Below are 21,787 nucleotides of genomic sequence, written 5' to 3' on the forward strand. Positions count from 1 at the left end.
GACCCGCCATCGCGGCGGCCCGCATCGGAGACGCCATGAACGCCGACAAGCAGCAGGACCTGGGCAAGCTGATTCTTCGCCTCGCGCTAGGCGTGCTGATCCTTTTGCACGGCATCGCCAAGCTGCGCAGCGGCACTGCCGGCATCGTCGGCCTGGTCGAATCGCAGGGCTTGCCGGGTTTCCTCGGCTACGGCGTGCTGATCGGCGAAGTGCTTGCGCCGGTGTTGGTGATCGTCGGCTATCACGCGCGCATCGGCGCGGCCCTGATCGCCGCCAATATGTTGGTCGCGCTGGGCCTGGTGCATTTGGGCCAGATCGGCCAGCTCAACGAGCAAGGCGGTTGGGCGCTGGAACTGCAGGCGATGTTCCTGGCCAGCGCGGTCGCGCTGGCCTTGTTCGGCCCGGGCAAGTACAGCCTCAACGGCAAGTAGGGACGCAACGGTAAAGAGCCGGCGCGGCATCGCCGACGCCAGCCGCCGCAGCGGCTGGCGCCTCACACGGCGGGTCGGATCATCGCGACCCGCTCATAACGATCAGGCATTCAAATCCGGTTGACCCTGAATTTGCGGCCCTTGATCTTGCCCTCGCGCAAGCGCGCGAGCGCGGCGCCGGCCTGCGCGCGCGCCACCGCCACGTACGAGCGCGTCGCGTAAACGTTGATCTTGCCGATCGCATCGGCCTTGAGCCCGGCGTCGCCGGTCAGGGCGCCGAGGATGTCGCCGGGCCGCAGCTTGTCGGTCTTGCCGGCGTCGATGCGCAAGGTTTCCATCGGAGCGACCGGTGCGTTCTTGGCCTTGCCGGCCAGCGGCACGGCGCGGCGCCAGGCCAGCGGCGCGCCCTGGCGTTCCTGGATCTGCTCGGCACGGCCGGTCTCGCGCGGCCCGCACAGGCTCAGGGCGATGCCGCCGCGTCCGGCGCGGCCGGTGCGGCCGATGCGGTGCACGTACACGTCCGGGTCGGTCGGCAGGTCGTAGTTCACCACCGCGGCGAGTTCCTCGACGTCGAGGCCGCGCGCGGCCACGTCGCTGGCGACCAGCACGTTGCAGCTGCGGTTGGCGAAACGCACCAGCACCTCGTCGCGGTCGCGCTGTTCCATCTCGCCGTGCAGGGCCAACGCGGTGAAACCGTAATGGCTCAGCGAGCCCACGACTTCCTCGGTGTCCTTGCGCATATTGCAGAACACCACGCAGGAATCGGGGCGGTACTCGAGCAGCAGCGTAGCCAGCAGCGGGGTCTTCTTGGCCGCCTCGACTTCGTAGAAATACTGTTCGATCTGCAGCGCCGAGGCCTCGCCCTCGACCGTGACCTCGGCCGGCTCGCGCATCGCGCCGCGGGCGAGGTCGCGGATCGCCTCGGGGAAGGTCGCCGAGAACAACAGGCTCTGGCGCGTCTTCGGGGTCTTGGCGACGATCTCGCGCATCGGCTCCTCGAAGCCCATGTCGAGCATGCGGTCGGCTTCGTCGAACACCAGGGTGCGCACGCCGTCGAGCTTCAGCGCCTTCTTGCGCAGCAGTTCCTGCAGACGGCCGGGCGTGCCGACCACGACGTGCGGCGCATGTTCGAGCGAGGCCAGTTGCGGCCCGAGCGCCATGCCGCCGCACAGCACCGACACTTTCAGGTTCGGGATCGCGAAGGCGAGCTTGCGCAGTTGCTGGCCGACCTGGTCGGCGAGTTCGCGGGTCGGGCACAGCACCAGCGCCTGGGTCTTGATCGCGCTCGGGTCGAGCCGGTGCAGCAGGCCCAGGCCGAACGCGGCGGTCTTGCCGCTGCCGGTCGGCGCCTGCGCGATCAGGTCGCGGCCGTCGAGAATCGCCGGCAGTGCGCGCGCCTGGATCGGCGTCATCGCGGTGTAGCCCAGCGCGGCCACGCCCTGCAACAGGGCCGGTGCGAGCGGGAGGGTGTCGAAGGCCAAGGAGGCGGCAGCGGCCGGGGCCGCGGTGGGCGAGATGGAATCGTTCATGCGCCATGATCGCAGCTTCGGGCCGAGCTTGGGCTCGGCCGCACGGTTTGCCGCCGTCGCCGCACCGGATCGGGGCGGTCCGGCCTATGCTGCTGCGGTCGCCGGCGGCGCCAGACTGCCGGCCCGAGCGCCCTTACCCGGGCACGCCGACCCGAGCCTGAGCGGAGACCCGTCATGGAGCAGTTCCTGCATATCCGCGTCCTGCTCGGCATCGTGCTGGGCCTGGCCATCACCACCCTGCTCAAGGGCCTGGCGCGCTTCGTCCAGCACCCCGGCCGCGACCGCGTCTATGGCGTCCATATCGCCTGGGCGATCTCGATGTTCACCCTGCTCGCGCATTTCTGGTGGTGGGAATTCCGCCTGGTCCACCACGTGCAGTGGAGCTTCGTCGCCTACGCCTTCCTGATCCTGTACGTGGTGGTGCTGTACCTGTTGTGCACCCTGCTGTTTCCCGACGACATCGGCGACTACGGCAGTTGGCGGGAGTACTTCCAGTCGCGGCGCAAATGGTTCTTCGGGATCATGGCGGTGTCCTACCTGATCGATTTCGGCGACACCCTGATCAAGGGCCGCGCCTATTTCGACAGCTTCGGCATCGAATACCCGCTGCGCAATCTGAGCTACGTGCTGCTGTGCCTGATCGCCATCCGCACCCGCTCGGAAACCTTCCATCGCGTCTTCGTCGCCGCCAGCCTGATCTACCAGGTGTCGTGGATCTATCGCCTGTTCGACTTCGTCCAATAAGCGCGAGTGCCGCGCCATACGGCGCAGCCGCTGCTCGCGCTCACCCGGCGGCAACGCATCGCCGCCTAGGCTGGCCGCATGATTCCGCCTTGCACGCCTCCATGAGCCGAGCTTTCGTGAAAGAAGGCGACGGCGACGAAAACGCCGGCGATCTGCCCGAACTGCCGATCAGCGAGCATCCCAACTACGTCACGCCGCGCGGTATGGCCTTGCTGCGCACGCGCCTGGACGATGCCGGACGGCGCCTGGGCGAGATCGACGCGAACGCGGTCGGGGCCAGGCTCGAAGCCGCCTACATCGAACGCGAACTGCGCTGGCTGCAGGCGCGCATCCTCGGCGCGATCACCATCGCGCCCGAGCGCCAGCCGTCCGAGCTGATCGCCTTCGGCGCGCGGGTCGAAGTGGTCGACGACGACGGCTGCGAATACCGCTACCGCATCGTCGGCGAAGACGAAGCCGACCCGGAACTCGGCCTGATCAGCTGGGTGTCGCCGCTCGCGCGCGCCCTGCACGGCGCGCGTGTCGGCGACAGCGTGGTCTGGAAACGACCGGCCGGCGATCTCGCGATCGAAGTGCTGGCGATCGATTACGGTTGAGCCGCGGGCGCGTCATCCGCATCGGCAAAGCAGCCCCGATGCAGGCCGTCGGCGCCGCGTCGCCGGCATCGCGCGGCGACAAGGGCACGCCTTCGCGTGCCCACGCATCCCTGCCGCTCTTCCCCGACCGCTCGTCGGCAAGGGCTTGACGCTGTCCGATGGCGGAAGAATCATTTAGCAAATTAGTTAATTGCTGAATACCTGCAGCGACGCTGTACATACCGCAGCGGCGACCGCTCGCAAGTTCCGGCGGCGCCCGGCATGTCACTGTTCGCCACGTTCCACCAGGGAGAGGTCATGAACGCATTGCCCGACAGCCTGAGATCGCATCGCGTCCAGTCGCAGGCCGACCGACTCGACTCGATCCGCAGCGTCAGCGACGGCCGGGTGATCTGGGAGCCGGTGCGCTCGCTGTGGTTCACCACGATGGCGCTGGGCGCGGTGGTCGGCGGCGTCGCCACCTTCACCTGGTCGGCATTCGCTCTGTTCGTGGTCTCCACCGCGACCGTGCTCTTGCTCGGCCATTCGCTCGGCATGCACCGCAAGCTGATCCACGACAGTTTCGGCTGCCCGAAGTGGCTGGAATACCTGCTGGTGTATTGCGGCGTGCAGGTCGGCCTGGCCGGGCCGATCGGCCTGGTGCGCAGCCACGACCTGCGCGACTACGCTCAGCGCCTGCCCGACTGCCACGACTATCTCGCCCATCGCCAGCCCTTCGCCATCGACGCCTGGTGGCAGTTGCACTGCGAGCTGCGCCTGAGCGCGCCGCCGCGCATCGAGGTCGAGGCGCGCATCGCCGACGATCGCTACTACCGTTTCCTGCAGCGCACCTGGATGTGGCAGCACCTGCCGTGGGCGCTGGCCTTCTTCGCGATCGGCGGCTGGGGCTGGGTGTTCTGGGGCGTCTGCGCGCGCGTCGCCGCCGGCGTGTTCGGCCACTGGCTGGTCGGTTACTTCGCCCACAACCACGGCGGCATGCACCACGAAGTGCGCGGCGCCGCGGTGCAGGGGCGCAACGTGCGCTTCATGTCGCTGCTGACCATGGGCGAGTGCTGGCACAACAATCACCATGCGTTTCCCGGCTCGGCCCGGCTCGGCCTGTATGCCGGCGAATGGGACCCGGGCTGGTGGTTGCTGCGCGCCTGCGAGCGCATCGGCCTGGTCTGGCGCCTGCGCCTGCCGCAGGACCTGCCGCCGCGCGAGGAACTGCATCGCCTCGAACCGACCTCCGCGGCAGCGTTCGCCGACGCCGCGCCCACTCGACTCACCCGGACCGTCCCATGAGCACCGAACCGCCCGAACCGCCGCCGCTGCCGACCCCGCCACCGCTGCCCACACCTGCGGCTGCACCGCCGGCGCGGCGCCTGAGTCCGGGCCTCGCCGTCCTGGCCGGCATCGCGCCGATACTGGGCGGCGCCCTGATCGGACTGCTGCTGCGCCTGGCCTTCAATGGCCAGCCCGGCAGCGCTTTCGCGACCATGCTGTGGGTGTTCGTCGTGCTTGCGCCGTTCGCTATCGGCGCGGTCACCGTGTACCTGGCCGAGAGGATCAAACCGCGCGGCATCGGGTATCACTTCTTCATGCCGGTGCTCAGCGTGTCGCTGTGCGTGCTCGGCACCATGCTCATGATGCTGGAGGGGCTGATTTGCGTGCTGATGGCCCTGCCCTTGTTCGCGGCCATGGGTGGGCTGGGCGGCGTGGTGATGGGAGCGATCTGCCGCCTCAACATGCGCTCCAGCACCCCGACGGTCTACAGCTTCGTCGCCCTGCCGGTGGTGTTGGCCGCGTTCGGCGTCGGCAACGAGACGCCGCAACGCTTCGAGCACGTCGAACGCAGCACGCTGATCCAGGCGACGCCGGCCGAAGTCTGGAAGCACCTGCTCGACGCCGACCATATCCAGGCGGCCGAAGTCGATCGCGCCTGGATGTACCGGATCGGCGTGCCGACCCCGCTCGCCGGCGTCACCCATCGCAGCGAGCGCGGCCTGGTGCGCGAGGTGCGCATGGGCAAGGGCATCCACTTCCGCCAGATGTCCAGCGACTGGCAACCGCAGCGTTACGTGCGCTGGCAGTACCTGTTCGAGGAAGATTCGGTGCCGGCCGGCGCGCTCGACGATCACGTGCGCATCGGCGGGGATTACTTCGATCTGCGCGATACCACCTACACCCTGACCCCGCGCGGCGAGGCCACCTTGCTGACGATCCGCATGGACTACCGGGTCAGCACCGGCTTCAACTGGTATGCCGCGCCGCTGGCCGATTGGCTGATCGGCGATTTCAGCGAGGTCATCCTCGACTTCTACCGGCAGCGCGCGCAGGCGCGGCCGGCGGCGTGAAGGGCCAGCCGAATAAAAAACGCAGAGACGAAACTCAGCCGGCCGCCTTCTTGGCGCGCCGGCTTTCGCGCTTGAGCGGCCCGCCCACCGGGCAGATCTCGAAGGCGAACTGGGTCAGGGTGTTGACCAGGTTGTCCGGCACCAGCTTGTAGACCACGAACTGGCCGCGGCGCTCGCTGCTGATCAGCCCGGCGTTGACCAGCACCGACAGATGCCGCGAGATCGCCGGCGCGCTCATCTCGAAGCGCGCGGCGATGTCGCCGGCGCTGAGTTCGCGCTCGGACAGGAAGGCCAGGATCTGCCGTCGCGGCGACGAGGCCAGGGCTTCGAAGATCTTGTCCTGCATCAGGCGGAAACCGCGGCCCCGGATATTTGTTTAATTAACTAAAATACTAATTCCGACCCACTCGAAGTCAAGCGCCGCCGGTCGGGCCGGTGCCTGGGCTCGGCCTGGCGGGCCGGAAGGAATACGGCGCAGACGCGGCGGCGCAACGCGACTCGCGAAGGCAAGCATCGCTGGCGACGCAGTGTCGCCAGACTTCACTGGGGTCGTATCGGATCAGGCCGCTCGCGTCGCGGCATCGAATCGGCCGCTCAGGCCCTGGCGACGCCTCGCGTCGCCGGCAGCGGCCCGGACCGTGCAGCCTTGCGCTGCACGGGAGAAGCCCGGCTCAGGCGCCGACGGCCTCTACGCGCACGCGCTTCGGGAAACCGACCATGCGCTTGAGCTCTTCGTCCCACAGCTTCAGCTGCGCGCACTTCAGGCTCGACCAGATGGTCAGGCGCGGTGCGGCCTGCAGCAGCGGGCTCGATTCGTAGGCTTCGCGCAGGCGGTAGTTCGGGATGCGGCTGGAAAGATGGTGGATGTGGTGGTAACCGATGTTGCCGGTGAACCAATGCACGATATGCGGCAGGTCGTAGAACGAGCTGCCTGCGATGGCGGCTTCGTGCGAGTTCCAATCGTCCTTGCGGGTCCAGTACGCGTCTTCGAAGGTGTGCTGGACATAGAACAGCCACACGCCGACCGCGCCGGCGATCAACACCACCGGCAGATGCACCATCAGCACGGTGTGCCAGCCGATCGCGAAGCCCATCGACAGCAGGATCAGACCCAGCGCCAGGTTGTTGAACAGCACGCTCGCCCACTCGCGCTTCCAGGTGAAGGGCAGGTCGAACGGGAAACGGTGCTTGATGACGAACTGGTACAGCGGGCCGACGCCGAGCAGCACCGGGGTGCTGCGGTACAGGCGGTAGCACAGGCGCCCGAACCAGGAGCGCGAGCGGTACTCGGCCACGGTCAGGGTCTCGATGTCGCCCATCTCGCGGCGGTCGAGGTTGCCCGAGGTGCCGTGGTGGATGGCGTGGGTCTTCTTCCAATAGCCGTACGGGAACAGGGTGACCACGCCGAGGCAGCGGCCGACCAGGTCGTTGGCGCGGCTGCTGGCGAAGAACGAGCCGTGGCCGCAGTCGTGCTGGATGATGAAGGTGCGCACGTACAGGCCGGCCGCCGGGATCGCCATCAGCAGGGTCCAGCCGTAGCCCCAGTTACCGACCACGCTCCAGGCCATCAGCGTCCACAGGGCGGCGAACGGCACCAGGGTGTTGACCAGTTGCCAGACGGCCCGTCCGAGGTGGGGCTTGGCGAAACGCGCGCAAAGCTGACGCAGGTTGGTGACGGTGGATTGCGATTCGGCGTCGGCGTTCAAGCGGCAACTCCATGAAGGACGTTCCATTGTGGTGAGCGCTTCCTGACCTGGCAATGACGTTCGCAGGCGTATGGACGTGATCGCTATCCGGCTTCGGACTTTTGCCCCGGGTTTCGGCCAGGTCGCCCCCACCCCGGCTAGGCTATGCGGCATGTCCGCCTGGTACGTCTATCTGATCGAATGCCGCGACGGCAGCCTGTACACGGGCATCGCCGTCGATGTGGAGCGCCGCTACGCCGAACACGTCGCCGGCAAGGGCGCGCGCTACACCCGTTCGCACCCGCCGGCGCGACTGTTGGCGCAGTTTCCGCATCCCGACCGTTCGTCGGCGCTGCGCGCGGAGTATGCGATCAAGCAGCTGTCGCCGAGCGCCAAACGGGCGCTTTGCGCGAACGCGGCCTCCGAAACCGCCCCGGCCTGACTCAGAACAGGGCCCACAGCAACTTCAGCATGCCCCACAGCGACACCGCCCACACCGCCGAACGCAGGTAGGGAATGCCGGCCGCGTACACCGGCACGTAGACCAGCCGCGCCCAGAAGTAGAGCTGCGCACCGAGCGCGGTGTCGTCGTTGCCGCGGCCGGCCAGCCCAACCGCGAGCACCGCCGCGGCGAACAAGGGGAAGGTTTCGAGGAAATTGCGCCAGGCCCGGTCGACGCGTGCGGCCACGCCGCTCAAGGGCTCCGGGGTGCCGTCGCGTGCGCTGGCATTCCAGCGCACCCCGCGCTGCTGGGTCATGAAGGTCGCCGCGACCAGCAGGTGCACGATCGCGAGCGCGATCGACCAGGCCAGCATCTGCAGTTCGATGCTCATGCGCGCGCCCTCAGACCGGACCGTTCGGCAGGATCAGGATCTTGCCGTCGCGCTCGCCGGCGGCGGCCGCGGCGACCGCCTGCTTGATCTGGTCCAGGCCATAGGTCGCCTGCACCCGCGCGGTGAGTTGCCCGCTCGCGACCAGGCGCCCGATTTCGCCGAACACCTCGGCGCGGCGCTGCGGCGTCGCCGCCTGGAACCAGCGCGACAGCCAGAAACCGCGCAGGGTCACGTCGCGGAACACGAACGAGGCCGGCGAGATCGAACAGGCCTCGCCGCTCATCGCACCGTAGTTGACCAACACGCCGCCCTCGCCCAGGGATTGGGCGAGGTGCTGGGTCGCCACGCCGCCGACCGCGTCGATGCCGAGCCGGATCGGCGCCTTCTGGGTGACTTCGCGCACGCGCTTGGCGAGGTCGTCGCCGTCGACCAGCACCACCTCGGCGCCGGCCGCGCGCACCGCCTCGACCGCCGACTCGCGCCGCACCACGTTGACGGTGCGCAGGCCGCGCAGCTTCGCCAGTTGGATCAGATAGCTGCCGACCGCGGAATTGGCCGCGTTCTGGATCACCCAATCACCGGGCTGCAGGTCGACGAACTCGCTCAGCATCAGCAGGGCGGTGGGCGGATTGATGGTGATCATCGCCAATTGCTTGGGATCGGCGCCGTCGGGCAAAGGCACCAGCCCCTTGGCCGAGGCGACCATGTGGGTGGCCCAACTGCCGCCCTGGATCGGCAACAGCACGGTTTGCCCGACCTGGGGATGGCTCACCTCGGGCCCGACCGCGGCGATCCGGCCCACGCCCTCGTTGCCGCCGACCGCGGGCAGCGGCGGCAGCAGACCGTATTCGCCGGTCAGGGTCAGTACGTCGGAGGGATTGATCGGCGACGCCAGTACCTCGATCAGCACCTGGCCCGCGTTCAACGGCGGCGCCTCGAACTCGACCGCCTCGATGACGTCCTGCGGCACCGGGCCGCGCTGCGCGTACTGGGCTTTCTTCATGGAATGAGTCCTTCGAGGCGGTGGAAAGGGCGCTGCGGCCCGGCCGGAACCCGATCCACGCAGGCTCCGGCGGCCGAGTGCATACGCGAGAGTACGCCCGCGACTGTGCAAACGTCTTGCGCCCAGGTCTCAGCACTGCGACCCTGCCCCACCCGTTCACGCCCAGCCCGCATGCAACCGATCCGTTTCGAACTCGACGCCCAGCACGAACACGTCGAACTCAACCAATTGCTCAAGCTGGTCGGCCTGTGCGACAGCGGCGGCGCCGGCAAGGCGATGGTCGCCAGCGGCGCGGTCCGCGTCGACGGCCAGGTAGAGCTGCGCAAGACCTGCAAGATCCGCGCCGGTCAGACGGTGGCCTGCGAGGACGTGACGATCGAGGTCGTCGCCGGCGCCTGAGCGCCGCTCATCGAAGCGCCACCTATCGAAGCGACGCCTATCGAGGCGTGGCCTATCGAAGCCGGGCTGACCGAAGCGCCGCGCGCATCGAGCGCGGCCACCCCGGCCATCGCTTCAAGCCAACGGCAAGGTCGTCGTCGCCCTGCACCAATCGTCGTGGGCGCGCTGCACGCTGCGCGTGGCGGTGACGTAGTCGCTGCTGCCGAGCGCCTCGACGAAACGGCAAGAGGCGTAGCCCTCGGCCTTGCGCTCGTAGTCGGCGACCCAGCGCTCGCGTTCGGGCAAGCGCTCGGCGGCGATCGGCCACACGCCGGGGCGCGGCCGCAGATAGGTCTGAATGCCGATGCGCCAGGGCTTCGGGCTGACCCGTGCGCGGAAGCAGTGTTGGCGCCGGCACAGCAGCGCGTAGTAGGAATCGGCGCCGATCGCATCGAAGAACTCGATCACCGCCGCTTCGTTCGGATCGAACACGCGGTGCATGACCAGCAAGCGCAAGCCCTTCGGCGTGCGATACAAACGCAGATGCCAGTCCGGATGCGCGGCGACGAAGGCCTGGATGCGCGCGGTCGCACGCCCTTCCGGCCCGCCGTCGGCGCGGTGTCTGCGCCGCGACTGCAGGCTGGCGATCCAGGCGAACAGCCACAGCATCGCGATCATCGTCAGCACGCCCAGGCCCCAGCGCGTGATGATGCCGACGCCGATGGCGAGCGCGAGCGAGGTCCAGAAATAGCTGCGGCGCCAGGCCGAGGTCGGCTCATCGAAATCGACGTCGGCGAACAAGACCTCGGGGGTATTGAGGCAGCGCGCGCCGTAGCTGTTGCGGGTGACGACGAGGTCGCCGTCGCGCTCGACGATCTGCTCGCGGATCGGCAGGCCCTCGGCGTCGTAAGGCACGCGCGGCTCGCGCTTGAGCAGGCTCTCGCCGGCGAGGATGCGGTCGAAGGCCTCGCGCGCCCGCGCATCGGCCATCGCCTGCGCCTCGTGCAGACTCGCATCGGACCACCCGAAGCGACGCACCGTCAGCGAACGCCGACCGCTCGCGTGGCCTTTATCGAAAGCCTCGTGGACCCGGGCTTCGGCCCAGAACTCCGGAACGATCATCGCCATCGCTGCCTCCATGCAAAGTCGGTCGATTGTATGCGCAGCCTGCGGGCGACGCCGGCACTTGACGGCGCGCGCCATCGGCGTAGCATTTTCTCCACGCCCTCGGACAGACCGGCGGCGACTCAAACCGTGAGGGATTCTCATGGCAATCGAATTCGATTACCTCGTTTTCATCGGGCGCTTCGAGCCCTTCCATAACGGCCATGCCGCCGTCGCCCGCCACGCGCTGGGCAAGGCCCGCAAGGTCATCTTCCTGGTCGGTTCCGCCGACACCCCCCGCACCATCAAGAACCCCTTCACCGTCGCCGAGCGCGCGGTGATGATCCAGGCCACCCTGGCCGACGCCGGCGAGCGCCTGATCGTGCAGCCGCTGCGCGACCACCTCTACAACGAGAGCCAGTGGATCGCCAGCGTGCAGCGCACCGTCGCCGAGGCGGTCCGCCACGACGGCGGCGGCAGCGAATCGCGGGTCGGCCTGATCGGCATGGACAAGGACGCCTCCAGCTATTACCTGCGCGAGTTTCCGCAGTGGCCGCTGGTCGACGTCAGCCACACCGCCACCTTGTCGGCGACCGAGCTGCGCCGCTATCTGTTCGAAGCCAACCAGATCGACAGCCATGGCGGCCTGATGCTGATCCGCGCCAACGTGCCCGGCCCGGTGTTCGACATGCTCGAAGCCTTCCGCAAGAGCTCGCCGGCGTTTACCCAACTGGTCGCCGAGTACCAGTTCATCGAGCGCTACCGCGCCGCCTGGGCCGATGCGCCCTACCCGCCGACCTTCGTCACCACCGACGCGGTCGTGGTGCATTCCGGCCACGTCTTGCTGGTGCGCCGCCGCGCCGAGCCGGGCAAGGGCCTGTGGGCCTTGCCCGGCGGCTTCGTCGGCCAGGGCGAGAGTCTGCTCGATGCCTGCCTGCGCGAACTGCGCGAGGAAACCCGGCTCAAGCTGCCGCTGCCGGTGTTGAAGGGCTCGCTGAAGAGCGAGCGCGTGTTCGATCACCCCGAGCGCAGCTCGCGCGGCCGCACCATCACCCACGCCTACCACTTCGATTTCCCGAGCGGCGAACTGCCGCCGGTGCGCGGCGGCGACGACGCCGACAAAGCGCGCTGGATCGCGGTGGCCGAAGCGCTGGAGATGGGCCCGCAACTCTACGAAGACCACCTGCACATCCTCGAATACTTTCTCGGCCGCGGCTGATCCATCCGGACCGCCCGGTTTCCGCGCCGGTGGACAGACCGCCGGCCACACTCGACGCGAAGGAGCTTCCCGTCATGCAATGCCTCGACAACCTGCTGCTCAACACCGACAGCTACAAGGCCAGCCACTGGCTGCAATACCCGCCCGGCACCGACGCCACCTTCTTCTATGTGGAATCGCGCGGCGGCGTGCACGACCGCACCGTGTTCTTCGGCCTGCAGGCGATCCTCAAGGAATACCTGGCCAAGCCGGTCACCCACGCCGACATCGACGAGGCGCGCGACCTGTTCGCCGCCCACGGCGAGCCCTTCAACGAAGCCGGCTGGCGCTATATCGTCGACACCCACGGCGGCCTGCTGCCGATCCGCATCCGCGCCGTGCCCGAGGGCACGGTGGTGCCGACCCACCAGGCCCTGGTGACGATCGAATCAACCGACCCGCAGGCCTACTGGGTGCCGTCCTATCTGGAAACCCTGTTGCTGCGGCTGTGGTATCCGGTCACCGTGGCGACGATCAGCTGGCACGCCAAGCAGACCATCCGCCAGTTCCTCGAACGCACCAGCGACGACCCCGAAGGCCAGTTGCCGTTCAAGCTGCACGACTTCGGCGCGCGCGGCGTGTCGAGCACCGAATCGGCGGCATTCGGCGGCGCCGCGCACCTGGTCAACTTCCTCGGCACCGACACCGTCTCGGGTTTGCTGCTGGCGCGCCGTTACTACCACGAGCCGATGGCGGGCTATTCGATTCCGGCGGCCGAGCACAGCACCATCACCAGTTGGGGCCGCGAGCACGAGGTCGATGCCTATCGCAACATGCTGACCCAGTTCGGCAAGCCCGGCGCGATCGTCGCCGTGGTCTCCGACAGCTACGACATCTTCCACGCGATCCGCGAGCATTGGGGCAAAACCCTGCGCGATGAAGTGATCGCCTCCGGCGCGACCCTGGTGGTGCGTCCGGACTCGGGCGACCCGGTCGACGTCGTCCATCAATGCGTGAGCATGCTCGACGAAGCCTTCGGCCACACCGTCAACGGCAAGGGCTACAAGGTGCTCAACCACGTGCGGGTGATCCAGGGCGACGGCATCAACCCGACCAGCATCCGCGCGATTCTCGAACGCATCACCAGCTACGGCTACGCCACCGACAACCTCGCCTTCGGCATGGGCGGCGCGCTGCTGCAGCGCCTGGACCGCGACACCCAGAAGTTCGCGCTCAAGTGCTCGGCCGCGCGCATCGACGGCGAGTGGATCGATGTCTACAAGGACCCGGTCACCGACAAGGGCAAGTCGAGCAAGCGCGGCCGCATGACCCTGGTGCGGCATCGCGAATACGGCCACTTCAAGACCGTGCCGGTACCGCCGGAAGCGGCCTCGCTGGAAGAAGCGGTCAAGCCGATGGGCTTCGACGATGCCATGGTGACGGTGTGGGAGGACGGCCGCATCGTCAACGACTGGACCTTCGCCCAGGTGCGCGCGCTGGCGAATGCGGCGCGGCTTTGAGGTAAGGGTGGGCTGAAACCTCGCTTGCGTCCCCTCTCCCGTGCGAGGGAGAGGGTCAAAGCGAAGGCAAGCCCGCGATCCGCACGCCAACGCACGAATCCCATCCAGGACCCAGCCATGCCAGCCCCTCTCGAAGGGCTTGCCGCCGCCGATCCGGCCAGCCTGCCCCTCAGCGCCGCCTCGCCCCTGTTCGAACGTCTGCGCGCGGCGACGCCGCAACTCGCGCGACGCGCGCCCGGCGACGACGACGCTCGCTGGTATTCGCACCGCTTGAACGGCCGCGATTACCGCTTCGCTCAACCGATCACTTTCACCCCTTACGCTTCCGCGCGCGCCTGCTCGGCGCGATGCCGGTTCTGTTCGGAAACCCTGCGCCCGCTCGAACACGGCACGCTCGCGCAGACCCTGCGGCCCGCTGCCGATTACTTCGCGAGTTTGTCGCAGGCGCTGGCGCAGTTGCGCGGCGTACCGCTGTCGTGGTCGCTGTCGGGGCTGGAAGCCAGCGACGATGAAGCCTGGTTCCTGCAATTGCTGAGCACGCTCGCCCAAGCCGAAGGCGATGGCGTCGTCGTCGAAGAACGCGTGCTCTACAGCAACGGCGCCGGTTTCGCCCGCGGTCGCGGCCCCGAGTTGATCGCCGCCCTGCAAGAGTTCGGGCTGTCCTGGGTCGAGTTGTCGCGCCACCATCCCGACCCCTTGCGCAACCAGGCCATCATGCGTTTTCGCGAGCACGAGGCCATCGCCGAGGCCGCGGTGTTCGAGCGCGTCGCGCGCGGCATCGCCGACGCACTGCCCCTGCGTCAGGTCTGCATCCTCCAACACGGCGGCGTCGACGATGCCGCCGGCATCGAGGCGTACCTGGATTGGGCGCAGCACTGCGGCGCGGGCACGGTGATCTTCCGCGAGTTCTCGCGCCTCGGCCCGGACTATCGCGACAACGCCAGCCGCCGCTACATCGAGCGCGAGCGCGTCGCCGTCGAGGACGTGCTGGCCGACTGCATGGCCGCATCGTGGTGGTCGAAGATGACGCCGCAACAGATCACCGAGGGCTATTACTTCTGGAACCTGCGCCTGCACGACGAGCGCCGCGGCCTGGAGCTGGTGTTCGAGTCCTCCGACTACACCGCGATGCATCGCCGCCATGCCAGCGGCGACCTCTACAAGCTCGTTTTCCACGCCAACGGCCGCCTGTGCGCGGGTTGGCAGCCCGACCGCGACATTCTCTGGGAGCCCGCGCATGGACAGCCGTAGTTGGTGGGTGCTCACGCCCGATCCGCCCGAGCACCGTCTGCCCGAAGACTTGCGCCAGCGCGACGGCCTGGCCGGGCGCGACTGCGGCTGGGTCAACCAGATGCGACCGTTCGTGCGGCATTTCTCCCGACCCGGGCAATGCGTGTTCGATCCGTTCTGCGGCTTCGGCACGACCTTGCTCGCCGCCGCGCTCGAAGGCCGCAGCGGCTGCGGCACCGAAATCGACGCCGGCCGCGCCGCACTCGCCCGCGAGCGCCTCGCGCGCCACGGCGTCGATGCGCCCATCGCGGTCGGCGGCCTGCCGCAGGTCGAGATCCCGCGCCCGATCGACCTGTGCCTGACCAGCGTGCCCTACTTCGGCTGCCGCTGGCCGCAGGCCGGCGCGAACGCGGGCCAACTCTACGACGAACGCGACTACGCCGCTTACCTGCAGCGTTTGCGCGACATCTTCCATGCCGTGCGCAAGGCCTTGCCCGAGGGCGGCTTGTGCATCGCGATGGCCGAGAACGTGGTCGTCGAGGGCCGCATGTTGCCGCTGGCCTGGGACCTGGGCCGCATGCTCGGCGAACTGTTCGTGGCGCGCGAAGAGCGGCTGCTGTGCTACGAGCGCGACGCCGAACCGCTGTCAGCGGCTTCCACTCGCAGCAACCGCAGCCACGAGTACGCGCTGGTGTTCCAGAAAATCGCCGAGACGGTCTGCCTCGACAGCACCCGCGGCGAGCTCGAGGCGATGCGCGCGGCCGGTTTCGAATACACGCTGTACGGCAGCTTCGCGCGTTGGCTCGAACACGGGCCGCAGGCCTTGCCGCGTCCGCCGGCCGATGCCGACCTGTGCCTGCCCGACGACGAGGCCGAGCTCAATCGCCTGCTGTATTGGCTGCACGAACGCCATTACGAACTGACCCTGTGGGGCGAGCCGGTGCGGCCGCCGCTGCGGATCGAACGGCTGGCGCAGCATTGGTATCTGCGTGCGCAGCGGCGCGATCGGCTCGGCCGTTTGGTGCGCCTGGATCTGGGGCTGGGGCTGGGGTCGGGGCTCGCCAGCCAACAGCAAGCCGACAGCGCCTGAATCAGTCGCCCGCTACGTCAGGGGCAGCGAGGTCGAGGTACCAGAACAAGGCGATCTCGTCCCGCACGGCCGCATCGTGGGCGTAATGGCATCGGTCGAAGCCGCCGAGGATGAAGCCGTGGCGCTCGTAGAAGCGGCAGGCCGCGACGTTGCGGTCCTGGGTTTCGAGCATCACGCCCGGATGCCCGCACTCGCGCGCCCAGGCGATGGCGCGACCCAGCAAGGCCGCACCCGCGCCGCTGCGCCGATGGCCGGCGTCGACCGCGATGTCGTCGATCAGGGCATGGCCGTTCCAGTTCGTCGACACCAGCACGCGGCCGACGACCTCACCGCGCTCGATCGCGACGAAGGCGACGCGATCGGCGGCGGCGAGATAGTCGCGCAAGTCGTCATCGCCGGCCTCGTCGCCGTAGCGCTTGCGGTACGGCGCCAGCGCGACCACTTCGTAGCCGATGATGCCGTCGCGCGCGTGCAGCCTCAGCCGCGAATCGACCAGGAAACTGCCGTCCAGGCTCAACGCGGCCTCGATGCGCCCGGCGCCGAGGCGCTCGACGAGGACGCTCACCGGCGCAAGTCCAGCGCCAGAATGGCGTCGCCGTAGGTATTGCCGCCGACCTGGAAGCGGCGCTCGCCGACGTGCTCGAAACCGTTGCGGGCATAGAACGCCAAAGCCCGCGTGTTGCCGGCATAGACGCCGAGCAGCAAACGTCGCGCACCGCGTACGCGCGCCTCGGCGACCGCCTGCTCCATCAACTCGCGTCCGACGCCGCCGCCATGGAAACGCGAGAGCAGATAGATGCGCTTGAGTTCGAGGTCGTCCTCGCTCAGATCGTGCAGCGGCAACTTGGGCGGCGCGATCACCGCATAGCCGACCGGGGCCGCGCCTTCGGCGGTTTCGGCCAGCCACAGCGCCGCGCCGGCATCGTCCAGCCAATCCGCATAGACCTGCGGCGCATGTTGCTTGCGGCAGTGCTCGACGATGTCGCGCCCGTGCAGGATGCCGGCGAAGGTTTCCAGGAACGTGGCCGCACCGGCCAGCGCGAGCGCGCCGGCATCGTCGGCGCCGGCGCGGCGGATCCGCACGGCGTCGGCGGTCGTAGGCGATGTGGAGGTATGGGCGGTAGTCATGCGCGTTCGGGACTGGCAGCGTTGCGACCAAGATCGCACACCGCCCGCGCCCCGCACATCGGCGGAAAGTCGCAGTGCGCGACAGCCGCTGCGCCGCGCGCGCGTACGACGGCCGCGGAACGTTCCGCGGCCGCCGCAGGTATTCCCGAGCGGATGCCGCTTAGCCGGCGACCTGGATCACGACCTTGCCGAAGTGAGCGCCGCCGTCGAGATAGTCGTAGGCCTGGCGCGCCTGGTCGAAACCGAACACGCGATCGACCACCGGGACGATGCGGTTGACGCCGACGAAACGCGACAAGTCCTCGGCCATGCCGCGGCTGCCGACGTAGATGCCCGACAGGCGCTTGGCGCCGGTGATCAGCGCGAACGGATCGAACTCGCCGGCGAAGCCGCTGACGCCGCCGATGACGGCGATGGTGCCGCCCATCGCCGCGGCATCGATCGAACGCTGCAAGGTGCCCTTGCCGCCGACTTCGAGCACCGCGTCGACGCCGCGGCCGCCGGTCAGCGCGCGCACTTCGTCCTGCCATTCCGGGGTGGTGCGGTAGTTGACGGTCGCATCGGCGCCGAGCGCCTTGGCGCGGACCAGCTTCTCGTCGCTCGAGGACGTGACGATCGCCTGCAGGCCGGCGGCCTTGGCCAGTTGCAGGCCCCAGATCGAGACGCCGCCGGTGCCGAGCAGCAGCACGCTGGCGCCGGGCTGCAGCTTCGCCTCGACGAACATCGCGTTCCAGGCGGTGACGCCGGCGCAGGTCAGGGTAGCGGCCTGGGCATCGTCGAGATGCGCGGGCACCGCGAACACGGACTGTTCGGAGACCACGATTTCTTCGGCCAGCACGCCGTCGACGACCGCGCCGAAGGCATCGCGGGTGGCGTAAGGCGTCGGCGCACCCTGCAGCCAATACGGGAAAAAGCTGGTGGCGACGCGGTCGCCGACTTTCCACAGCGAACCCGCCGCACCGACTTCGACGATCTCGCCGACCGCATCGGAGGCCGGCACGAACGGCGCCACCGGGTCGCGCAGATAGGTGCCCTTGGCAATCATCAGGTCGCGGAAGTTCAGCGACACCGCGCGCACCCGGATCCGGACCTGGCCGGCGCCCAACGGCGCGGACGCGCGCTCGAACTGCTGCAACGCGCCGATGCCGGCGCCACTATCGATGCGATAAGCCTTCATGTTTGTCTCTTGTGTGAGGGGAGACGACCGTCGGCGGTCGGGAACAGGTGCCGGAACGATCGAGTGGCGCTACGATATCGCTTCCGATACATCCGCAGTGCCTCTTCTTAATCCACATTCTGTAGCGCACCAGGAACCAATATGGCCGTCAACGACCGATTGCTCGGCATCGTCGCCTTCGTCCAAGCGGCCGAGGCCGGCAGTTTCGCGGTCTCGGCCGAGCGTCTGGGCGTGACCCGTTCGGCGATCGGCAAGCGCATCGCCCGGCTCGAACAGCAGCTCGGCGCGCGCCTGTTCAACCGCAGCACACGCCGGCAGAGCCTGACCGACGACGGCCAAGCCTATTACGAACGTTGCGTCAAAGCCCTGGCCGAACTCGACGCCGCCGAGGCCGCGCTGGACAGCGGCCGGCGCGAACCGAGCGGGCGCCTGCGGGTCAGCGCATCGGTCCAGTTCGGCCGCCGTTGCGTGGCGCCGGTGATGCTGGAGCTGGCGCAACGCCATCCGCGCCTCGACATCGACCTGTCCTTCAGCGACCGCGTCGTCGACCTGGTCGAGGACGGCTACGACCTGGCGATCCGCATCGGCCGTTTGCCCGACAGCTCGACTTTGGCGGCGCGTCAGCTGACCGAAGAACGGCTCGGCATTTGCGCCTCGCCAGACTACCTGGCGCGCTGCGGACGGCCGCGCAACGTCGACGAATTCGAAGGCCATCAGGCCGTCGTGTACGGGCGCAACGGCCACACCGTGCCGTGGCGGTTGCGCGACGACGACGGCGAAGTGCGCGAACCGCGGGTCCAGGCGCGCTTGCGTTTCGATGATCTTGAAGCCATCGCCGACGCCGCGGTCGCCGGTGCCGGCCTGGCCCTGCTGCCGTGCTGGATGTTGTCGCGTTACGTCCGCAACGGCGAACTGGAGATGGTGATGTACGCCGACCGTGTCATCGGCAGCCGCATCAACGCAGTCTGGCCGCACACCCATTACCTGCCGCTGCGCACCCGCGCGGCGATCGACTTGTTGGTGGAGCGTATCCCGCAGCTGGTGGCGTGGGACCCGGCCAACCCGGCGGTGGTCTGCGGCTAGATGCGCCGATGGGTGCCGGGTGATTCGTTAGTCGCTCGCTTTGCTCTGGTCTGACCACAGAAGCAAGAGCAAATCCCCCCTGCCCCCCTTGAAAAAGGGGGCCGAGGGGGGATTTGCTGTTGCGAGTGCAGTCGATGCCGTCGCCACCAACGCGCAGTTGCTTCGCCTACCGCTCCGGCCAATACCACGCCGGCGCATCCAACATGCCCTGCCCCACCACACCGGTCTGGCTGAACTGCTTTTCCAACTGGATGGTGTTGCAAGCCGGCTCGGCCTCCAGGGCCGCGATCAGACGCGAGGCGTGCGACACCACCCAGACCTGGGTGCGGGTGGCGGCGCGCGCGATCAAGCGCGCCAAGGCCGGCAACAGGTCCGGATGCAGGCTGGTCTCGGGTTCGTTGAGCACCATCAACGGCGGTGGCCGCGGCGTGTGCAAGGCGGCGATCCACAGCAGATAACGCAAGGTGCCGTCGGACAATTCCGCCGCCGACAAGGGCCGCAACAGACCGTGCTGGGAAAATTCCAACAGGAAACGCCCACCGTCGCCGACCACGCTCACGCGCGCGCCGGGGAACGCATCGGCCACCGCTTCGTTGAGCGCCTGCGGGTCGCCGATCTCACGAATGGTCTGCCAGGCCGCGGCCAAGTCGCGGCCGTCGTGGCTCAGCACCGGCGTGCGCGTGCCGAGCTGCGGCTGCCGCGCCGGCGCTTGCGCGTCGCTGCGGAAGTGATCGTAGAAACGCCAGCCGCGGATGGTCTCGCGCAGGCTCAGCACCTCGGGCGCGGTCTGCGGGTCGGCGATCTGGCCGAACAGACTCTCGAACGGACTCAGATGTTCGGCCGCCACCCGCCATCCACGGCCGTCGCGCACCCGCGCCATCGCCCCGCGCCGGTCGACCAGCACGCTGGCCGGGCGCAGAAACGGCCCACTCCAGATCACCTCGCGCTTGATCTCCGGGTCGTGGGCGAACAGGGAACGGCTCGGCACCGGCAGACCGAGGTCGATCGCATAACCGTACTCGTCGCCGGCGAAACCCAGCCGCAGCGACACCGGTTCGGTGCGCGCCACGCCCTGCACCGGCACCTCGCCGCGCTTCATCCGCGGCGAGATCGTTTCCGGGCCGGCCCACAGGGTCGAGCCGAGCCCGCCCTCGCGCGCCAGCGCCGGCACCACCCCGCCCTGGGCGGTTTCGGCCAGCAGGCGCAAGGCACGATAGAGATTCGACTTGCCGCTGCCGTTGGCGCCGGTGACCAGGTTCAAGCGGCCCATCGGCAGCGCGAGCTGGCGCAGGGACCGGTAATTGGCGACGGCCAGGGTGCTCAACATGGGCTGGGACTCGAGGGGAAAACGGTGCGACGCACGGGCCCGCTCTTGTAGGCCACGCCCGTCTCGCCGGCCGCGACCGCCTGTCAAAGTCGACGGGTGGGTGACCTGAAGCGAACGGCGATCACGTTATCATTGGCGGGCGAGTCTCCACTCGGGCGCGATCCGTCGCGGCCGACTTCGTCTGGGGCCCCGGCGACCTCCCGCTGCTCAGGCAGCGCAAGCCGGGTGACGAACGGACTCCGTCAGGCGCCGCGATCATCGTGTCGCGGCAAACAGGAAAGCAGTATTAAGGAAGAAACGATGAAGACGGCAAGCAGGGGAATTCAAGCGGTGGCGTGCGTGATCGGGCTGGGTATGGCGCTGAGCGCCGCACCGGGCTGGGCGCAGAGAAAGAGCGCGCAGGATCTGCGTGCGGAAAAAATGAACCAGATTCCGACCTGCTCGAAGAACCTGGGCGCGATCTCGGTGATCGAGCCGGAAGACACGGTCAACTGGTGGAGCGGCCAACAGCTGCCGGCTCCGAGCAAGCTGATCAAGGTGTTCGTGCAGAAGTCGCGTTGCTTCACCCTGGTCGACCGCGGCGCCGGCATGGACATGGCCATGCGCGAACGCGAACTCGCCTCCAGCGGCCAGCTGCGCAACAAGTCCAACATCGGCAAGGGCCAGGTCCGCGCCGCCGACTACGTGCTGGTGCCCGACCTGATCTCCAAGAACAGCAACGCCGGCGGCAACGCGATCGGCGGCCTGCTCGGCGGCTTGATCGGCGGCAAGGCCGGCGCGGTGGCCAGCAACCTCAACTTCAGCAAGAAGACCGCCGACGTGGTCCTGACCGTCACCGACGTGCGTTCGTCCGAGCAGGTCGCGATGGCCGAAGGCAGCGCCAAGAAGACCGATATCGGCTTCGGCGCCAGCGGCGCGCTGTTCGGCAGCAGCGGTCTCGGCGGCGCCGGCGTGTCCGGGTATGCCAACACCGAAGTCGGCCAGGTCATCACCATGGCCTACCTGCAGGCCTACACCAACCTGGTGACCGAACTCGGCGGCCTGTCGGGCAACCCGTCGGCATCGAACGCGCAGCAGGCCGTCACCGTGGTCAAGGCCGCGCGCCTGTTCGCCAACGCTTCCGGCAGCGGCAAGGTCGTGCGTCCGCTCGACCCGGGCATGATGCTCTACCCCACCGGCACCAAGCAGGGTGCGATGTGGGAAGTCGAAGACGAACTCGGCAACAAGGGCTGGGTGTCCTCGCTGGCGCTGGAACTGTCGAAGTAAGCCGCGACCCGTTCGCGCACGCGAAGGCCGCCGGGAAACCGGCGGCCTTTTTCGTTAGCGCGGTTCGCTGCCGCACCGCCCCGCCGGATCGGCCCGCTTTCTTTCGGCCGGGCAATCGGCGATACATGC

At 68.4% G+C, this 21,787-nt stretch carries 23 protein-coding genes; 13 read left to right on the forward strand and 10 right to left on the reverse strand.

What is annotated here, in order from left to right; genetic code table 11:
• The first annotated feature begins 35 nt into the window (after positions 1–35).
• Positions 36–431 (forward strand): DoxX family protein, encoded by a 396-nt coding sequence (locus tag GLA29479_RS04115; protein WP_057970859.1) that lies wholly within the window; start codon positions 36–38, stop codon positions 429–431.
• A 110-nt stretch (positions 432–541) separates the two neighbouring features.
• Here GLA29479_RS04115 and dbpA read toward each other — a convergent pair whose 3' ends face one another.
• A complete protein-coding gene (gene dbpA, locus GLA29479_RS04120; RefSeq protein WP_082638269.1) occupies positions 542–1,960 on the reverse strand; it encodes an ATP-dependent RNA helicase DbpA in 1,419 nt (472 codons plus the stop codon).
• A 174-nt stretch (positions 1,961–2,134) separates the two neighbouring features.
• Between dbpA and GLA29479_RS04125 the strand changes: the two genes are divergently transcribed.
• The 4 genes from GLA29479_RS04125 (at position 2,135) to GLA29479_RS04140 (ending at position 5,636) form a co-directional block, all read left to right on the forward strand.
• A complete protein-coding gene (locus GLA29479_RS04125) occupies positions 2,135–2,704 on the forward strand; it encodes a hypothetical protein (protein ID WP_057918808.1) in 570 nt (189 codons plus the stop codon).
• 101 nt (positions 2,705–2,805) lie between these two features.
• On the forward strand, positions 2,806–3,300 hold the full coding sequence (locus GLA29479_RS04130; RefSeq protein WP_057970860.1) for a GreA/GreB family elongation factor: 495 nt from the start codon (positions 2,806–2,808) through the stop codon (positions 3,298–3,300).
• A gap of 297 nt (positions 3,301–3,597) precedes the next feature.
• The gene (locus GLA29479_RS04135) at positions 3,598–4,584 is read left to right on the forward strand and encodes an acyl-CoA desaturase (protein ID WP_057918810.1); all 987 of its coding nucleotides are present in this window, start codon (positions 3,598–3,600) and stop codon (positions 4,582–4,584) included.
• Entirely contained in the window at positions 4,581–5,636 is a 1,056-nt protein-coding gene (locus GLA29479_RS04140) for an SRPBCC family protein (protein ID WP_169795612.1), read from the forward strand. The genes GLA29479_RS04135 and GLA29479_RS04140 overlap by 4 nt, the downstream gene beginning before the upstream one ends.
• Before the next feature lie 34 nt (positions 5,637–5,670).
• On the opposite strand, the gene GLA29479_RS04145 is transcribed toward GLA29479_RS04140, so the two are convergent.
• Both GLA29479_RS04145 and GLA29479_RS04150 read right to left on the reverse strand, forming a co-directional pair.
• Positions 5,671–5,982, reverse strand: a complete 312-nt coding sequence (locus GLA29479_RS04145) for a metalloregulator ArsR/SmtB family transcription factor (protein WP_031373429.1) — start codon at positions 5,980–5,982, stop codon at positions 5,671–5,673.
• Positions 5,983–6,307: 325 nt separating this feature from the next.
• Entirely contained in the window at positions 6,308–7,342 is a 1,035-nt protein-coding gene (locus GLA29479_RS04150) for a fatty acid desaturase (RefSeq protein ID WP_057970861.1), read from the reverse strand.
• Between the two features lie 151 nt (positions 7,343–7,493).
• Between GLA29479_RS04150 and GLA29479_RS04155 the strand changes: the two genes are divergently transcribed.
• Positions 7,494–7,763 (forward strand): GIY-YIG nuclease family protein, encoded by a 270-nt coding sequence (locus GLA29479_RS04155; protein WP_057970862.1) that lies wholly within the window; start codon positions 7,494–7,496, stop codon positions 7,761–7,763.
• A 1-nt stretch (position 7,764) separates the two neighbouring features.
• On the opposite strand, the gene GLA29479_RS04160 is transcribed toward GLA29479_RS04155, so the two are convergent.
• Both GLA29479_RS04160 and GLA29479_RS04165 read right to left on the reverse strand, forming a co-directional pair.
• Positions 7,765–8,154 carry an MAPEG family protein gene (locus GLA29479_RS04160; RefSeq protein WP_057970863.1) on the reverse strand — a complete coding sequence of 130 codons (390 nt, stop codon included), beginning with the start codon at positions 8,152–8,154 and terminating at the stop codon, positions 7,765–7,767.
• 10 nt (positions 8,155–8,164) lie between these two features.
• Positions 8,165–9,157: a zinc-dependent alcohol dehydrogenase family protein gene (locus GLA29479_RS04165; RefSeq protein ID WP_057970864.1), complete on the reverse strand. Its 993-nt coding sequence runs from the start codon at positions 9,155–9,157 to the stop codon at positions 8,165–8,167.
• A 171-nt stretch (positions 9,158–9,328) separates the two neighbouring features.
• Here GLA29479_RS04165 and GLA29479_RS04170 point away from each other — a divergent pair, with 171 nt between their 5' ends.
• Entirely contained in the window at positions 9,329–9,556 is a 228-nt protein-coding gene (locus GLA29479_RS04170; protein WP_057918816.1) for an RNA-binding S4 domain-containing protein, read from the forward strand.
• A gap of 114 nt (positions 9,557–9,670) precedes the next feature.
• Here GLA29479_RS04170 and GLA29479_RS04175 read toward each other — a convergent pair whose 3' ends face one another.
• Positions 9,671–10,663, reverse strand: a complete 993-nt coding sequence (locus tag GLA29479_RS04175) for a hypothetical protein (RefSeq protein ID WP_248842796.1) — start codon at positions 10,661–10,663, stop codon at positions 9,671–9,673.
• A 139-nt stretch (positions 10,664–10,802) separates the two neighbouring features.
• Here GLA29479_RS04175 and GLA29479_RS04180 point away from each other — a divergent pair, with 139 nt between their 5' ends.
• From GLA29479_RS04180 to GLA29479_RS04195, 4 genes are all read left to right on the forward strand, one after another.
• Positions 10,803–11,858 (forward strand): bifunctional nicotinamide-nucleotide adenylyltransferase/Nudix hydroxylase, encoded by a 1,056-nt coding sequence (locus tag GLA29479_RS04180; protein ID WP_057970865.1) that lies wholly within the window; start codon positions 10,803–10,805, stop codon positions 11,856–11,858.
• Positions 11,859–11,932: 74 nt separating this feature from the next.
• Complete coding sequence (locus GLA29479_RS04185) at positions 11,933–13,357, forward strand: nicotinate phosphoribosyltransferase (protein WP_057918818.1); 1,425 nt, start codon at positions 11,933–11,935, stop codon at positions 13,355–13,357.
• Positions 13,358–13,474: 117 nt separating this feature from the next.
• Positions 13,475–14,608 carry a radical SAM family protein gene (locus GLA29479_RS04190; RefSeq protein ID WP_057970866.1) on the forward strand — a complete coding sequence of 378 codons (1,134 nt, stop codon included), beginning with the start codon at positions 13,475–13,477 and terminating at the stop codon, positions 14,606–14,608.
• Complete coding sequence (locus GLA29479_RS04195) at positions 14,595–15,677, forward strand: DNA methyltransferase (protein ID WP_057970867.1); 1,083 nt, start codon at positions 14,595–14,597, stop codon at positions 15,675–15,677. The genes GLA29479_RS04190 and GLA29479_RS04195 overlap by 14 nt, the downstream gene beginning before the upstream one ends.
• A gap of 1 nt (position 15,678) precedes the next feature.
• Here the strand turns inward: GLA29479_RS04195 and GLA29479_RS04200 are convergent, their stop codons facing one another.
• The 3 genes from GLA29479_RS04200 to GLA29479_RS04210 form a co-directional block, all read right to left on the reverse strand.
• Positions 15,679–16,242, reverse strand: coding sequence for a GNAT family N-acetyltransferase (locus tag GLA29479_RS04200; protein ID WP_057970868.1), 564 nt, complete (start codon positions 16,240–16,242; stop codon positions 15,679–15,681).
• Positions 16,239–16,805 carry a GNAT family N-acetyltransferase gene (locus GLA29479_RS04205; protein ID WP_057918822.1) on the reverse strand — a complete coding sequence of 189 codons (567 nt, stop codon included), beginning with the start codon at positions 16,803–16,805 and terminating at the stop codon, positions 16,239–16,241. The genes GLA29479_RS04200 and GLA29479_RS04205 overlap by 4 nt, the downstream gene beginning before the upstream one ends.
• Before the next feature lie 160 nt (positions 16,806–16,965).
• Complete coding sequence (locus GLA29479_RS04210) at positions 16,966–17,982, reverse strand: zinc-dependent alcohol dehydrogenase family protein (protein ID WP_057970869.1); 1,017 nt, start codon at positions 17,980–17,982, stop codon at positions 16,966–16,968.
• Between the two features lie 141 nt (positions 17,983–18,123).
• Between GLA29479_RS04210 and GLA29479_RS04215 the strand changes: the two genes are divergently transcribed.
• Positions 18,124–19,065: a LysR substrate-binding domain-containing protein gene (locus GLA29479_RS04215; RefSeq protein WP_057970870.1), complete on the forward strand. Its 942-nt coding sequence runs from the start codon at positions 18,124–18,126 to the stop codon at positions 19,063–19,065.
• A gap of 166 nt (positions 19,066–19,231) precedes the next feature.
• Here GLA29479_RS04215 and GLA29479_RS04220 read toward each other — a convergent pair whose 3' ends face one another.
• On the reverse strand, positions 19,232–20,392 hold the full coding sequence (locus tag GLA29479_RS04220) for an AAA family ATPase (protein ID WP_057970871.1): 1,161 nt from the start codon (positions 20,390–20,392) through the stop codon (positions 19,232–19,234).
• A 354-nt stretch (positions 20,393–20,746) separates the two neighbouring features.
• Here GLA29479_RS04220 and GLA29479_RS04225 point away from each other — a divergent pair, with 354 nt between their 5' ends.
• The gene (locus tag GLA29479_RS04225) at positions 20,747–21,658 is read left to right on the forward strand and encodes a CsgG/HfaB family protein (RefSeq protein ID WP_425599969.1); all 912 of its coding nucleotides are present in this window, start codon (positions 20,747–20,749) and stop codon (positions 21,656–21,658) included.
• The last annotated feature ends 129 nt before the right edge of the window (positions 21,659–21,787 follow it).

The organism is Lysobacter antibioticus, assembly GCF_001442535.1.
In the GTDB taxonomy this organism is placed as follows: Bacteria; Pseudomonadota; Gammaproteobacteria; order Xanthomonadales; family Xanthomonadaceae; genus Lysobacter; species Lysobacter antibioticus.

What these genes read in the sequence shown, in the direction of transcription:
- GLA29479_RS04185 (WP_057918818.1), top strand. Translation starts at nt 11,933, where the DNA reads ATGCAATGCCTCGACAACCTGCTGCTCAACACCGACAGCTACAAGGCC.
- GLA29479_RS04140 (WP_169795612.1), top strand. Translation starts at nt 4,581, where the DNA reads ATGAGCACCGAACCGCCCGAACCGCCGCCGCTGCCGACCCCGCCACCG.
- GLA29479_RS04115 (WP_057970859.1), top strand. Translation starts at nt 36, where the DNA reads ATGAACGCCGACAAGCAGCAGGACCTGGGCAAGCTGATTCTTCGCCTC.
- GLA29479_RS04160 (WP_057970863.1), bottom strand. Translation starts at nt 8,154, where the DNA reads ATGAGCATCGAACTGCAGATGCTGGCCTGGTCGATCGCGCTCGCGATC.
- GLA29479_RS04155 (WP_057970862.1), top strand. Translation starts at nt 7,494, where the DNA reads ATGTCCGCCTGGTACGTCTATCTGATCGAATGCCGCGACGGCAGCCTG.
- GLA29479_RS04125 (WP_057918808.1), top strand. Translation starts at nt 2,135, where the DNA reads ATGGAGCAGTTCCTGCATATCCGCGTCCTGCTCGGCATCGTGCTGGGC.
- GLA29479_RS04205 (WP_057918822.1), bottom strand. Translation starts at nt 16,805, where the DNA reads ATGACTACCGCCCATACCTCCACATCGCCTACGACCGCCGACGCCGTG.
- GLA29479_RS04220 (WP_057970871.1), bottom strand. Translation starts at nt 20,392, where the DNA reads ATGTTGAGCACCCTGGCCGTCGCCAATTACCGGTCCCTGCGCCAGCTC.
- GLA29479_RS04170 (WP_057918816.1), top strand. Translation starts at nt 9,329, where the DNA reads ATGCAACCGATCCGTTTCGAACTCGACGCCCAGCACGAACACGTCGAA.
- GLA29479_RS04175 (WP_248842796.1), bottom strand. Translation starts at nt 10,663, where the DNA reads ATGGCGATGATCGTTCCGGAGTTCTGGGCCGAAGCCCGGGTCCACGAG.
- GLA29479_RS04130 (WP_057970860.1), top strand. Translation starts at nt 2,806, where the DNA reads ATGAGCCGAGCTTTCGTGAAAGAAGGCGACGGCGACGAAAACGCCGGC.
- GLA29479_RS04195 (WP_057970867.1), top strand. Translation starts at nt 14,595, where the DNA reads ATGGACAGCCGTAGTTGGTGGGTGCTCACGCCCGATCCGCCCGAGCAC.
- GLA29479_RS04210 (WP_057970869.1), bottom strand. Translation starts at nt 17,982, where the DNA reads ATGAAGGCTTATCGCATCGATAGTGGCGCCGGCATCGGCGCGTTGCAG.
- GLA29479_RS04180 (WP_057970865.1), top strand. Translation starts at nt 10,803, where the DNA reads ATGGCAATCGAATTCGATTACCTCGTTTTCATCGGGCGCTTCGAGCCC.
- GLA29479_RS04145 (WP_031373429.1), bottom strand. Translation starts at nt 5,982, where the DNA reads ATGCAGGACAAGATCTTCGAAGCCCTGGCCTCGTCGCCGCGACGGCAG.
- GLA29479_RS04165 (WP_057970864.1), bottom strand. Translation starts at nt 9,157, where the DNA reads ATGAAGAAAGCCCAGTACGCGCAGCGCGGCCCGGTGCCGCAGGACGTC.
- dbpA (WP_082638269.1), bottom strand. Translation starts at nt 1,960, where the DNA reads ATGAACGATTCCATCTCGCCCACCGCGGCCCCGGCCGCTGCCGCCTCC.
- GLA29479_RS04225 (WP_425599969.1), top strand. Translation starts at nt 20,747, where the DNA reads ATGGCGCTGAGCGCCGCACCGGGCTGGGCGCAGAGAAAGAGCGCGCAG.
- GLA29479_RS04190 (WP_057970866.1), top strand. Translation starts at nt 13,475, where the DNA reads ATGCCAGCCCCTCTCGAAGGGCTTGCCGCCGCCGATCCGGCCAGCCTG.
- GLA29479_RS04215 (WP_057970870.1), top strand. Translation starts at nt 18,124, where the DNA reads ATGGCCGTCAACGACCGATTGCTCGGCATCGTCGCCTTCGTCCAAGCG.
- GLA29479_RS04135 (WP_057918810.1), top strand. Translation starts at nt 3,598, where the DNA reads ATGAACGCATTGCCCGACAGCCTGAGATCGCATCGCGTCCAGTCGCAG.